Source organism: Pirellulales bacterium (assembly GCA_036499395.1).
In the GTDB taxonomy this organism is placed as follows: domain Bacteria; phylum Planctomycetota; class Planctomycetia; order Pirellulales; family JACPPG01; genus JACPPG01.
Map to the genome: position 1 here is coordinate 65,416 of DASYDW010000019.1, position 12,361 is coordinate 77,776.

11 protein-coding genes are annotated in these 12,361 nt (G+C 62.5%); 8 read left to right on the forward strand and 3 right to left on the reverse strand.

Annotated elements, in window-relative coordinates:
• Window positions 1-189 precede the first annotated feature (189 nt).
• Genes VGN12_03860 through VGN12_03870 form a run of 3 tightly spaced genes read left to right on the forward strand, consistent with a single transcriptional unit; the run spans window position 190 to window position 5,401 of the window.
• Complete coding sequence (locus VGN12_03860) at window positions 190-3,078, forward strand: DUF1549 domain-containing protein (protein ID HEY4308568.1); 2,889 nt, start codon at window positions 190-192, stop codon at window positions 3,076-3,078.
• 17 nt (window positions 3,079-3,095) lie between these two features.
• On the forward strand, window positions 3,096-4,403 hold the full coding sequence (locus VGN12_03865; GenBank protein HEY4308569.1) for a DUF1501 domain-containing protein: 1,308 nt from the start codon (window positions 3,096-3,098) through the stop codon (window positions 4,401-4,403).
• Window positions 4,400-5,401 carry a WD40 repeat domain-containing protein gene (locus tag VGN12_03870; protein HEY4308570.1) on the forward strand — a complete coding sequence of 334 codons (1,002 nt, stop codon included), beginning with the start codon at window positions 4,400-4,402 and terminating at the stop codon, window positions 5,399-5,401. Before VGN12_03865 ends, VGN12_03870 begins: the two co-directional genes overlap by 4 nt.
• A gap of 194 nt (window positions 5,402-5,595) precedes the next feature.
• Here VGN12_03870 and aceA read toward each other — a convergent pair whose 3' ends face one another.
• Both aceA and aceB read right to left on the reverse strand, forming a co-directional pair.
• Window positions 5,596-6,987, reverse strand: a complete 1,392-nt coding sequence (gene aceA / locus VGN12_03875; GenBank protein HEY4308571.1) for an isocitrate lyase — start codon at window positions 6,985-6,987, stop codon at window positions 5,596-5,598.
• Window positions 6,988-7,080: 93 nt separating this feature from the next.
• A complete protein-coding gene (gene aceB, locus VGN12_03880) occupies window positions 7,081-8,691 on the reverse strand; it encodes a malate synthase A (GenBank protein HEY4308572.1) in 1,611 nt (536 codons plus the stop codon).
• Window positions 8,692-8,937: 246 nt separating this feature from the next.
• Here aceB and VGN12_03885 point away from each other — a divergent pair, with 246 nt between their 5' ends.
• On the forward strand, window positions 8,938-9,885 hold the full coding sequence (locus VGN12_03885; GenBank protein HEY4308573.1) for a LysR family transcriptional regulator: 948 nt from the start codon (window positions 8,938-8,940) through the stop codon (window positions 9,883-9,885).
• Between the two features lie 33 nt (window positions 9,886-9,918).
• On the opposite strand, the gene VGN12_03890 is transcribed toward VGN12_03885, so the two are convergent.
• On the reverse strand, window positions 9,919-10,122 hold the full coding sequence (locus VGN12_03890) for a TOBE domain-containing protein (GenBank protein ID HEY4308574.1): 204 nt from the start codon (window positions 10,120-10,122) through the stop codon (window positions 9,919-9,921).
• Between the two features lie 279 nt (window positions 10,123-10,401).
• On the opposite strand from VGN12_03890, the gene VGN12_03895 reads away from it, so the two are divergent.
• Genes VGN12_03895 through yidD form a run of 4 tightly spaced genes read left to right on the forward strand, consistent with a single transcriptional unit; the run spans window position 10,402 to window position 12,293 of the window.
• Window positions 10,402-11,376 (forward strand): DnaJ C-terminal domain-containing protein, encoded by a 975-nt coding sequence (locus VGN12_03895; GenBank protein HEY4308575.1) that lies wholly within the window; start codon window positions 10,402-10,404, stop codon window positions 11,374-11,376.
• Window positions 11,370-11,711 carry a hypothetical protein gene (locus tag VGN12_03900; GenBank protein HEY4308576.1) on the forward strand — a complete coding sequence of 114 codons (342 nt, stop codon included), beginning with the start codon at window positions 11,370-11,372 and terminating at the stop codon, window positions 11,709-11,711. The genes VGN12_03895 and VGN12_03900 overlap by 7 nt, the downstream gene beginning before the upstream one ends.
• Entirely contained in the window at window positions 11,689-12,057 is a 369-nt protein-coding gene (gene rnpA / locus VGN12_03905) for a ribonuclease P protein component (GenBank protein HEY4308577.1), read from the forward strand. Before VGN12_03900 ends, rnpA begins: the two co-directional genes overlap by 23 nt.
• On the forward strand, window positions 12,054-12,293 hold the full coding sequence (gene yidD, locus VGN12_03910) for a membrane protein insertion efficiency factor YidD (protein ID HEY4308578.1): 240 nt from the start codon (window positions 12,054-12,056) through the stop codon (window positions 12,291-12,293). The genes rnpA and yidD overlap by 4 nt, the downstream gene beginning before the upstream one ends.
• Window positions 12,294-12,361 lie beyond the last annotated feature (68 nt).

Genomic DNA, 12,361 nt, shown 5'->3' on the forward strand with positions numbered 1-12,361 from the left:
GTTAAGTTGCAGGCACGCCCCCTGCCCTAACTCACACCAACAAACTCCATCCCAATACATAACACCCTGCAACTTTGCAGGCCCCGCCCGATTACTGCCCGGCCACGATCGTCTCGCACACGTTTCACCGGCCAGCGCCCCCTGCCGAGTAAGAATGCTCGGTGGTCCGCCCGTTACCGAGGAGTTCGCATGCCCCACTCCACGGGTCGAGCCCAATACGAAGCGCCCCGCTCGGTAGCCCCGGCTGCCCTGCTGGTGGCTGCGCTCGCTTGCGTCGTCAGCACATTGCCCGCGGCGCGCGTGATTGCCGATGAGTCGCTGCACGAACGGATCGACCGCCTGATCGAGGCCGATCAGGTCATTCCGCTGGCGCCGCTGGCCAACGATGCCGAATTTCTGCGTCGCGTCACGCTCGATCTCGTTGGGCGTGTTCCGTCGGTCAGCGAAGTGCGCGCGTTCGCGGCCGATGCTTCGCCCGAGAAGCGTTCCGTACTTGTCGATCGCCTGCTGGCCAGCCCCGAGTATGCGCGGCACATAACGAACGTCTTCGACGTGATGCTGATGGAGCGCCGGCCCGAAAAGAATGTGCCGATCGCCGAGTGGCAGAAGTATTTGTACGAATCGTTCGCGGCGAACAAACCATACGACCAGCTCGTTCGCGAGATTCTGTCGGCCGACGGCGTCGATCCGGCCGCCCGTGCTCAGGCGCGGTTTTATCTCGATCGCGAAGGTGAACCGAATCTGCTGACGCGCGACGTCGGCCGTATCTTCCTGGGCATGGACCTGCAATGTGCCCAGTGTCACGATCATCCGCTGATTGCTGACTACTACCAGGCCGACTATCAAGGCCTGTACGCCTTCTTCAATCGCAGCATCCTGTTCACTGACAAGGACAAGAAGGTCTTCCTCGCCGAGAAGGCCGACGGAGACGTCGCGTATGTCTCGGTCTTCGACGCCACGCGCAAGGGAACGGCCCTGCCACAATTGCCCGCAGGTGAGCCGGTCCCCGAACCGAGCTTCAACAAGGGGGAGGAATACACCGTCGCCCCGGCCGACAACGTGCGACCCGTACCAAAATACAGTCGTCGCGCTCAACTTCCCGAGCAGTTGACAGCCAAGCGGAATCCTCACTTCGATCGCACGATCGCCAACCGGCTCTGGGCTCTACTGCTTGGTCGCGGGCTGGTCGATCCTGTGGATCTCGATCACGAAGGCAACGCTCCTTCGCATCCGGCCGCGCTCGCTCTCCTGGCCGAATCGCTGCCGGCGATGAAATACGACCTTCGCGCCATGCTGGCCGAGTTGGCGCGCACACGCACCTACGCCCGTTCGATCGATCTCGCGGCTGAACTGCCGGCGCAGGCCCAAACGCTCGAACCACAACTGTCGGCCTGGGAGGCTGATCGCGCCGCGCGAGCTGCGGTGTACGAAGCCTCGCAAGACAAAGCCGGCAAAATCGGCGTCGAATTCGCCGCAGCCCGCACTGCCGCAGCGCCCGTGGCGGACGAGCTTGCGAAATCACGTACTACAGCGGCCGAGGCCAAGAAAAACGCCGAGGCGGCCGTGGCGACTTTCACCGCCGCGCAAAATTCGCTCCCCGCCCGGCAAGAGGCCGCCGCGCTCGTCGGCGAAGCAAACGCAAAAACGGCCGCAGCCGCGCAAAAACTCGCGGACGACAAAGAGTTGGCCGACGCGGCCGCGAAATTGAAAGCCCGCTCCGAGCATCTTGCGACCGAGGTCGTGACGCTCACCAAGGCCGTGGCCGACGGCCCGGCGGCAGTAAAAGCCACATCCGAGGCGCTCGCGGCCGCCGACCAGACGCTGGCCGCAACCACCGAGAAATTCGCTCCCTTGCAGGCGCGGGTCACGGAGTTAACCGTCCAAGCCAAGATGGCCGACAATCAGTCGCGCGCCGATAGTGCGACACTCACCACGATTGTCAGCAAGATTGACGACGCCAAGGCCGTGGTCGATTTGGCCCGTTCGCAAACAACGGTGGAAGCCGCGCGCGCGTCCGTCGTAAAGGCCGACGCCGATGTGGCTACAGCGCGACAAGCGATTGCCAACCATCAAGGTGAAATCGATCGCGCGAACCAGGCACTGGCCGGCGCCCAGCAAGCGGCCACTGCGGCAAACTCGGCCACCGAAGACGCTCGCAAGCAAAAATCCGATCGCCAAGCGACCTATGATGCCGTGGCCGAGGCGGCAGCCAAGACCCAGATCGCGCAACAAAAGCTCCCCGACTCCGCAGAGCTGGCGCTGGCCGCACAGTCACTGCAAGGCAAAGCCAATGAACTGGCGGCGGGCTTGAAAATGGCCGACGCCCAGGTTGCCGAGCGCGAGGCCGTCGGCAAGACCATGGTCGACCAACTCACCGCCGCGCAGTCGGCCGTTACCGCGACCGCCGAAGCACGTGCAAAACTCGTCGAGCAAGCCCAGCCATTCGAGCTGGCGTCCGCTACGGCAAAGCAACAACTGGACGCTGAATTGGGTACGGTCGACACGGCACGTCGTAAAGTGATCGATCGTAGCGGCGCCCGATGCGCCGTCGCCGTGCTGAAGCCACTCACGCCTGAGCAACTAGCTTGGAGCATGTTACAAGCCTCGGGCGTGGCCGATCGCGAACGGGCCGCGGTCGAGGCCGAGTGGAACAAGAATCATCCCACGCCAGACGACGCGGCACAGGCCGCGCGACCGCGCGATCTTGACCGCGCACTGAGTGACAAGCTCAAAGGGTCCGTGCAATCCTTCGTGGCGCGTTTCGCCGCGGGGCCGGGTCAGCCGCAACAAGCCTTCCAGGCCACGGTCGACCAGGCCCTGTTCCTGGCCAACGGCGGTGAAGTTCGTTCGTGGCTCGCACCGGTCGAAGGCAGTCTCACCGATCGCGTCGTTAAACTGGCCAATCCGCAGGAAGCGACTGCCGAACTGTATCTCACCGTGCTTTCCCGCGCGCCCACGGATCAGGAAACGGCCGCGGTCGCGACTTACCTTGCCGGTCGCGACGCTGATCGCGCCGCCGCCGTAGGAGAACTCGCCTGGGCACTGTTTTGCTCGGCCGAGTTCCGCTTCAATCATTAAAGAGGGAGGACTCCTCGATGCGCTGCGACTACGCTTGCCACTCGCCCGAGCACTTGCTCGCCCGGCGGCGATTTCTCGGACAACTGGTCGCCGGCAGCGGCGTCTTGGCCGTGGGTAGCGGAACGCTCGGCGGTCTGGGGAGCCTGGTCCAACCGGCCGCGGCGGCGCAGCTCGCGAAAGATCAAAAGCGAATCCTCTGCTTTTACATGGCGGGCGGGCTAAGCCAATTGGAAAGTTGGGATCCCAAGCCCAGCACGGATACGGGCGGCCCCTTCCGCGCGATTCCCACGTCGGTGCCCGGCGTACACATTTCGGAATTGCTGCCGAACATCGCCAAGCAAATGCAGCATCTGATGATCGTGCGCGGTGTGAACACCAAGGAAGACGATCACGGTAAGGGTGGGTACATGATGACGACCGGCCGTCGGCAAACACCGGCCGCCGATTACCCCACGCTGGGCGCGGTCACGGCCAAAGCACTCACCCCGAACGATGCAGCCATACCTGGCCATATTCGCATCACGCCTGGAGGTGGCGGTGGACGCGCGGACGACGCCGCTTATCTTGGCCCGCGTTATGCCAGTATCGTGCTGGGCAACGGCAACCCGCCGGCCGATAGCGCCCGCGATGGATCGCTGTCGCTCACCGCCGACGAGCAACGCAATTTGCTCCGCCGTCAGGCTGACGAACGTTTCTTGTCGCGGCGCCGCACGGCGCTGACCGACGCCTACACCTACAGTTATGAACAAGCACAGCGCCTGATGGGCGAGCGCGATCTGTTCGATGTGAGCAAGGAGCCCGCCGCGGATCTCGAACGTTACGGCACGTACGATCTCGGGCGGCATTGCCTGCTCGCGCGGCGGCTACTCTCCGGCGGTGCGACGTTCGTGCAGGTCACCCACTCGAACTACGACACGCACAACGAAAACTTCGATTTCCATCTCGAACAGCTTGGCGAGTTTGACCGCTCGTTCGCGGCCCTCGTGGCCGACCTGGCTGACCGTGGGATGCTCGACAGTACGTTGATCGTGGTGATGGCCGAATTTGGGCGCACACCGCGGATCAATCATTTCTACGGTCGCGATCACTGGTCCGCCGCTTGGAGCGTTCTGCTAGGCGGCTGCGGCGTGCAGCGTGGCGGCGCCTTCGGCAAGACCAACGCCAATGGCACCGAAGTCATCGAACATCAGGTCGATCACGCCCAATTGTTCCACACGTACCTGTCGGCGGTCGGGCTGGATCCCACGGATAGCTTCGACGTTGGCGGCCGGTCGATGCCGATGGCCGATCCGGCGGCCGGCGCCATCAAGGAACTGCTGGTATGAGCGACCCGGTCCCCAAAGCAGATCCCGCGCAGACGTACGTTGCGACGGAGTGGAAATACACGAGCCCCTTCATCTCGTGCCGCTTCGATCCGACAGGCCGCTTCGCGTTCGCGAGCGCCCAGGACAACACCGTGCAGCGCTGGGAGGTCTCGAGCGGCGCGAACGTCTCGCTAGCTGGTCACGAAAGCTGGGTTCGGGCTTTGGCTTTTTCACCCGATGGCCAGACGCTGTACACCGGCGGGTACGAAGGGCGATTGATCTTCTGGCCTGCGATGGCCGACGCGCCGACTCCGCTGCGCACCATCGAAGCGCACACCGGCTGGCTGCGCGGCGTGGCGGTCAGCCCCGATGGTCAGCGCATCGCGACCTGCGGCAATGACAATCTCGTCAAGCTGTGGAACGCCGCGGACGGTGCGCCCGTATTGACACTTCCCGGGCACGCGGCGAACGTTTTCAGCCTCTTGTTTCACCCCACGGGGCAATGGCTCCTATCCGGCGACCTGCTGGGACAAGTGCATCAGTGGGAGGTCGCTAGCGGCAAGCTTGTGCGGACATTCGACGTCAAGGAACTGCACACGTACGAAAATGGCCAGGCCGTGCATTACGGAGGTGTGCGCAGCCTGGCCCTCTCGCCGGATGGCAAAAGCCTGGCCTGCTCGGGATTGCACAAGGCGACCAATCCGCTGGGCGCCGTGCAAGATCCGCTGGTGATGGAATTCGACTGGGAATCGGCGAAGCCACGGATCACGCACGCCCCGGACGCGAAATCGATCGCCTGGCGCATCGTCTATCATCCGGACGGCTATCTCGTAACCTGCTGTGGCGGCACCGAACCCTTGTTCCTGTTCTTCAAATCGGACCAGGACAAGGAATTCTTCCGCTTCAAGCTCCCCAACACAGCCCGAGATATGGACCTGCACCGCGACGGCGTGCAGCTGGTCACCGCGCACTTCGACAATCACGTGCGCATCAGCCGCATGACGCCGAAACCGGCATAACGTGCGATTCAGAAGCGGTGTGGGTGCCATACTTTTTCGCCGTAGGCGAATAAGCATGCTGATGACCGCGATGAGAATGCCCTCGCAACTCCCCACGCGAAATGAAACTGCCTCAGATGGCGCCGATGGCTCGCTCAAAGCATCGGGCGCCACCTGAGGCCAGTGTGGCGGTCACAACGATTTTTTCAAGGACTTCAGTCTGTCGACCAGATGTTGTTTCGATCCTGCGCGATTCCCGCGGCAGCCCCCTCGGCGGCACAGGCCACGGTGTTCTGGACGGCTTTATCCCCTGTGTGAGCCGGGTCGAACTGTGCTTCTTCGGTCGAACCAGTGAGGGCCGTGGTCGAAGCCTCGCCGCGCGACACGCATTGCGTCACCTGGTCGAAGTAGCCGGTGCCGACGAATCGTTGATGTTTCGTCGCGCGGTAATCTCCTTCGGCTTCGCAGGCGAACTCCCGCTCTTGGAGAGCGGCGTAGGCCGTCATGCCGTGGTCGCGATAGCCGCGTGCCAGCTCGTACATCGACAGGTTCAACGCGTGAAACCCCGCCAGCGTGATGAACTGAAATTTGTAGCCCATCGCTCCCAACTCGCGCTGGAAACGAGCGATCGACGCATCGTCCAGCTTCCGTTTCCAGTTGAAGCTGGGCGAACAGTTGTAAGCCAGCATCTTGCCGGGGAAGCGCTCATGCACCGCTTCGGCGAACGTACGGGCTTCTTCCAAATCGGGGTGCGAGGTTTCGCACCACAACAGGTCGGCGTACGGAGCGTAGGAAATCGCCCGATCGATGGCGACTTCCAGCCCGCCGGTCATGCGGTAAAACCCTTCGGACGTGCGCTCACCGGTCAGGAATCGCCGGTCGCGAGCGTCGATATCGCTGGTGACCAATCGCGCGGCGTCGGCGTCGGTGCGTGCGATCAGGATCGTCGGCACGTCGAGAATATCGGCCGCGAGTCGGGCCGTGGTCAGCGTGCGGACGAAGTGTGACGTCGGCACCAGCACTTTTCCGCCGAGATGGCCACACTTCTTCTCGCTAGCCAATTGATCTTCGAAGTGGACCGCCGCGGCGCCCGCTTCGATCATCCCTTTCATCAATTCGAAGGCGTTCAGTGCGCCCCCGAAACCGGCCTCGGCATCGGCCACGATCGGCAGAAAGTAGTTCCTGTCGTTGCGTCCTTCGGCATGTTGAATCTGGTCGGCACGGCGCAGGGCGTTGTTAATCTTGCGCACCACGTTCGGCACGCTGTCCGCAGGATACAGGCTCTGATCCGGATACATCTGGCCCGCATTGTTCGCGTCGGCCGCGACTTGCCAACCGCTGAGGTAGATGGCCTGCAACCCGGCTTCGGCCATTTCGATCGCCTGGTTGCCGGTGAGCGCCCCGAGCGCGTGAACGTACGGCTTGCTCTGCAGCAGCTCCCATAGCCGCTCGGCTCCGATGCGGGCCAGGCTGTGTTCGACGTGTACGCTGCCGCGAAGACGCGCGACTTCCTCGGCCGTGTATTCACGGCAAATCCCTTCCCAGCGCGCGTCGGCGTCCCAACGCTCCTTCAACTCTCCGATCGACGGACAGGCACGGCGAATCATCACAGTCTCCCCCAAAATGGCTTTTACAAGGTTTGCGATGCGGCGAAAAATCGATATTCAACAAGCTTTAGAAACGAAAGATGCTAGTCAGCGCTACGGCAGATCGTCGTAGGCTGGCAGCGTAAGGAACTCGACGAACTCATCGCTGGCTACGATGCTGTCCATAATCTCGGCGGCGCGCTGATACTTCCCAGCGTTAAAGGACTCGTCACCGACGGTGGCGCGAATCTTGTCGAGTTCTTCTTTCAGCACGTCCTGGAACAGCGCGAGCGTCACGCGTCGTCCGTCGGCGAGCATGCCTTGCGGATGGCGAATCCATTGCCAGATCTGCGTGCGGCAGATTTCGGCCGTGGCGGCATCCTCCATCAGGTTGTAGATCGGTACGCAGCCGTTGCCGCGCAGCCACGACTCGAGATACAGCAGGCCGACGTTGACGTTGATCCGCAGTCCGGCCTCGGTGATCGGCCCTGTCGGCACTTCAAGCAAATCCCTGGCCTCGATCCGGACGTCGTCACGGCGCACGTGCAGTTGATTGGGGGTCGGCATATGCTCGTCGAAAATCGCGAGCGCCACCGGCACTAGCGCCGGATGAGCGACCCAGGTACCGTCGTGGCCATCGGTCACTTCACGCAACTTGTCTTGGCGCACTTTTTCAAGTGCCACTTCGTTGGCGGCCGCGTCTCCTTTGATCGGAATCTGAGCCGCCATGCCTCCCATAGCAAAAGCGCCACGGCGGTGGCACGTTTTGATCAGCAATTGCGAATAGCTGCGTAAAAAGTGCGTGGTCATCGTCACCAGGGCCCGATCCGGCAGCACGAAATCAGCCCGCTGGCGAAACTTCTTGATGAAGCTGAAGATGTAATCCCACCGGCCGCAATTCAGCCCGACGCAGTGTTCGCGCAGCTCCCACAGGATTTCGTCCATTTCAAAGGCGGCCAGAATCGTCTCGATCAGCACCGTCGCGCGGATCGTGCTGCGAGGCAAGCCGAGTTCGTCCTCGACCGCGACGAACACCTCGTTCCACAGCCGCGCCTCGAGATGGTTTTCCATCTTCGGCAGGTAGAAATACGGGCCGGAACCTTTCTCGAGCAATTGCGCCGCGTTGTGATACGCATACAGCGCGAAATCAAACAGCGAGGCCGATACCGGTTGCCCATCCACCTGCACGTGCTTCTCGACCAGGTGCCAACCGCGAGGGCGGACCAAAAGCGTGGCCGTCTGGCGGTTCAATCGATATTGCTTTCCCTCAGGCGTCGTCAGTTCGATCGTGCCGCGCACCGCGTCGCGCAGGTTGATCTGCCCTTGGATCGTGGCATCCCACGTCGGCGCGTGCGAGTCCTCGAAGTCTGCCATGTACATCCGGGCGCCGGAGTTGAGAGCGTTGATCACCATCTTCCGATCAACCGGGCCTGTGATCTCGACCCGACGATCTTGCAGGTCAGCGGGAATGTCCACCACGCGCCACGCGCTGTCGCGGATGCCGCGTGTCTGCGGCAGGAACTCGGGCAAGTACCCCTCGTCGATCCGCTCCTGCATCTGGCGGCGGCGGGCCAATAATTCCCGGCGACGACCGTTGAAACGGCGTTGCAGCCGGGCCACGAATTCCAGGGCCTGCGGCGTCAAAATCTCGGCGAATTCGGGCGTCATTGGGGCCGTCACCTGGGCGGCCGACAGTCGGGGGCGGGCGAGCGTCATCGAACACATGACAAGGGATCCCTTCTACGTTTGCTGCGGGCGGTGGCGTGGTCGCGATGCTTTGACCGGCAAGAAATCCGTCCAGCCGGCGATTTCTCGAGACGCGAATAACAGCGTGTATTTCGCGAGTCGTTGTCACGATCGTACGGCGTGAGCTATTATTTGTGAAAGTAATTGTGTCAATAGATTGAATTGCTACAATCAATCAAATACTCAGCATTTGCTATATCAATGCTTCGCGGGAGCGCCTGATTTATGGCCGGACGACGCCTCACACATGCCTACAAGGGAAGCCGTTTGCCGCAGCTGCGCAGCTTCTGTTTCGCGGCTCAAGCCGGCAGCGTTTCGAAGGCGGCCGAGCGCATGTTTCTCAGCCAGCCCACCGTTTCGCTACAGATTCAAGCGCTCGAGCGCGAGTTGAAAACCGCGCTCTTCGAGCGGCGCGGGCCGCGCATCACGCTGACGCCCGAAGGAAAGACGATGTACGAACTGGCGCTGCCGCTGGTCGAAGGGATCGATGCGCTCGGCGAGAAATTCGCGGCGCGCCGCGGCGGTATCGAGGCGGGCCGGTTGGACATCGCGGCCGGCGAATCAACGCTGCTATATCTGCTGCCGCCGTTCATCAAGGAATTCGCCGATCGCTATCCGGCCATCGAGTTGAAGTTGCATAACGTCACCGGCCGCGATGGCGTGGCCATGCTCCGCGCGGACCAGATCGATTTCGCCGTCGGCCCCATGACCGAAGAAGGCGAAGGCATGGACTATCGCGACATGTTCGCGGCCGAGCCGATGCTGATCACATCGCGCGACCATCCGCTGGCGAAAAAGAAGGAGGTCACGATCCGCGACGTGGCGGCCCATCCGTTGATCCTGCCGCCGCGGCACCTGGCCACCTGGCGCGTGGTCGATTTCGTCTTCCACAAGCACAAGCTGAAATACCACGTCAAGCTCGAGGCAGGCGGCTGGGAAGTGATCAAGAAGTACGTCGAGCTGGGACTCGGCATCTCGATCGTGGCCAGTCTGTGCCTGACGGGCAAAGAGGCGCTAGCGGCCATTCCGATGAAGCGCTACTTTCCGACGCGGCGCTACGGCGTCGTCACCCGACGTGGCAAATTCTTATCGCCGCAGGCGCAGCGATTCCTGGAAATCATGGCCAAGGCCGTGCCGAAGCGCACCGTCGCCCCGGCAGCGCAAGGAAGTTAATGCGCCAGGTACGCGTGCATGATCATGACGCAGCTAATCCTTCGCGATCATCACATCCGACGCTTTGATGATGGCCGTCACGCGATCCCCCGCCGCCAGCTTCATCCGCTCGGCCGAGGCGCGCGTGATTGCCGCCACGATCTCGACGCCTGCCGCTGAAATCACGACTTCCGCCGCCACCTCGCCCAATTTCACCGCGGTAATTTGGCCCGGCACTTGATTGCGCGCACTAATCATGGAACAAGTCTCCTATCGTGTGATGCGCCCCGCATAATAATGCGGCCGACTGGATCCGAGTCGAAAGTTTACCGATTCGCCCGCCCCCGGCCCAGAACATCGCGCCCGCCCAAGGTAGGATTGTAGGTGCCGGTCCCACAAGTATTAATTTGCTCGCGGTAGCGGCGGCAACTTGCTGGAACGAGCCGACGAGCGATAAAATGCCGTGACGCCGGTTTGCCTTCGCCCGCGATCTCGCGACGCGAAATTCCCCCGACAGTCTGCAACTTACGGATGCGCATGAGCGAGGATTACTACAAGACACTCGAGGTCGCCCGCGACGCCTCGCAGGACGATATTCAGAAGGCTTACCGCCGGCTGGCGCGAAAATTCCACCCCGACCTGCACCCCGACGATAAAACGGCCAAGAAGAAATTCCAGGAAGTACAGGGCGCATTCGACGTTCTGAACGACCCGAAGAAACGCGAAATGTACGACCGCTACGGCAGCTCGTACGAAAGCGCCGCGGCAGCCGGTGCCGGCGCGGCGCCCGGAGGCGCGCAGTGGCGCACTGCGCCCGGGGGCCCGGAATTCGAGAACGTCGATTTCTCGCAATTCTTCGGCGACCGGTTTGGTGGCGACGAGGGAGGCGGTTTCTCCAGTATCTTCGGCAATCTCGGCGGCGGTCGAGCTGGCAAGCAATCGCGGCGGGGCCGTGCCGCGCAAACGCCGGGCGCTGATCTGGAGAGCAAGATCGAAGTCTCGTTCGAAACCGCGGTGGTCGGCGGCAAAGCGCAACTCAGCGTGCAGCGAGGCACCGGCAAGGTCGACACGATCGACGTCAAAATTCCGGCCGGCATCGAAGACGGCAAAAAGATCCGCCTCCGCGGTCAAGGCGAACCCAGCCCCAGCGGTGGGCCAAGCGGCGACATCTTGTTGACGGTGCATGTCGCCCCGCATCCGTTCTTTCGCCGCCGCGGCGACGACCTGGACGTGCGCGTTCCCGTCACGCTGCTCGAAGCGGCCGAGGGGGCCAAGGTCGACGTGCCGACGCCGCGTGGCACCGTCACGCTGCGCATCCCGCCTAAGACCTCGAGCGGCGCCAAGCTGCGTGTGAAGGGGCACGGCGTCGCCAAGAGCGGCAAAACGCCTGGGGATTTGTACGCCGAAATCGCAATCATGCTCCCCAAGCAATTGAGCGCTGACGATATTGAGCAGATTCGCGCCATGTGCCAGAAGGGGCCCATCGATCCACGAGCGGAGTTGCGATGGTAAACGCCTGGGGCGTGCGAGTCGTCGCCCCTTTCCTGGATCCGACGTCCGCCGTCCTGTGGGCGGCCGACGACGCGGCCGCTGAGCCCGCCGGCGACCTCGACCCGGCTACCCGCGCCACACTACTGCTAGCACTGCTGGCGATTATCGTATTAGGGATCGGGCTGATCGCGATGGTCATTCTCGGTGGCAGCATGGTGCGCCGCTGGGCACGACTGACTCCGCCGTCACGCGTGCCGGTCCGAGTCCCTACGCCGCCGCCGCGGGAGCTGATTCTCGATCTTGAAGATGATGAAACCGACGCTGAAACCAATCATGGAAACGATGCCCGGCCATGAATTGCCGCCGGAGTATCGCCTGAAATCTCGAGGAGATTTCGCGCGCGTTTTCAGCCATCGCGTCACGGCCACCGACGGCGTGTTGCGCCTGCATGCCAGCATCGCCACGTCAGGGCATCCTCGCTTGGGCCTGTCCGTTTCCCGGCGGGTAGGTAACGCTGTGGTGCGAAATCGGTACAAGCGACTGCTGCGCGAAGCCTTTCGATTGATACGCGATCAATTGCCACCACTGGACATCGTCGTCATTCCTCAAGCGCGCCAGCAGCCGGAACTGCAAGCGTTTCAAGCGTCGCTGGTGAATCTGGCCCGCCGCCTCGACCGGCGTCTGCGGAGCAATTCGCCATGAAGGCCCTGCTGCAAGGCTGCGTGCGATTGCCGGGCGAGTTGCTGATTCTGTTCGTCCGCGTCTATCAGTACACGCTTAGCCCCATCGTAGGGCGTCAGTGCCGGTACGAGCCGACTTGCAGCCATTACTTTATCGGCGCCGTCCGCAAGCATGGCGCCGTGGTCGGCAGTTTGCGCGGTCTATGGCGCATTTGCCGCTGCCACCCGTTTCATCCGGGGGGATACGACCCGCCGTGATGTGCGCGCCACGAACATCGTTGGCGAACTGGGGGAGCCGAATGGTTATCGGCAACCTGCGTTTGAAG

What these genes read in the sequence shown, in the direction of transcription:
- VGN12_03890 (HEY4308574.1), bottom strand. Translation starts at nt 10,122, where the DNA reads ATGATTAGTGCGCGCAATCAAGTGCCGGGCCAAATTACCGCGGTGAAA.
- VGN12_03870 (HEY4308570.1), top strand. Translation starts at nt 4,400, where the DNA reads ATGAGCGACCCGGTCCCCAAAGCAGATCCCGCGCAGACGTACGTTGCG.
- VGN12_03865 (HEY4308569.1), top strand. Translation starts at nt 3,096, where the DNA reads ATGCGCTGCGACTACGCTTGCCACTCGCCCGAGCACTTGCTCGCCCGG.
- VGN12_03885 (HEY4308573.1), top strand. Translation starts at nt 8,938, where the DNA reads ATGGCCGGACGACGCCTCACACATGCCTACAAGGGAAGCCGTTTGCCG.
- VGN12_03895 (HEY4308575.1), top strand. Translation starts at nt 10,402, where the DNA reads ATGAGCGAGGATTACTACAAGACACTCGAGGTCGCCCGCGACGCCTCG.
- yidD (HEY4308578.1), top strand. Translation starts at nt 12,054, where the DNA reads ATGAAGGCCCTGCTGCAAGGCTGCGTGCGATTGCCGGGCGAGTTGCTG.
- aceA (HEY4308571.1), bottom strand. Translation starts at nt 6,987, where the DNA reads ATGATTCGCCGTGCCTGTCCGTCGATCGGAGAGTTGAAGGAGCGTTGG.
- aceB (HEY4308572.1), bottom strand. Translation starts at nt 8,691, where the DNA reads ATGTGTTCGATGACGCTCGCCCGCCCCCGACTGTCGGCCGCCCAGGTG.
- VGN12_03900 (HEY4308576.1), top strand. Translation starts at nt 11,370, where the DNA reads ATGGTAAACGCCTGGGGCGTGCGAGTCGTCGCCCCTTTCCTGGATCCG.
- rnpA (HEY4308577.1), top strand. Translation starts at nt 11,689, where the DNA reads ATGGAAACGATGCCCGGCCATGAATTGCCGCCGGAGTATCGCCTGAAA.
- VGN12_03860 (HEY4308568.1), top strand. Translation starts at nt 190, where the DNA reads ATGCCCCACTCCACGGGTCGAGCCCAATACGAAGCGCCCCGCTCGGTA.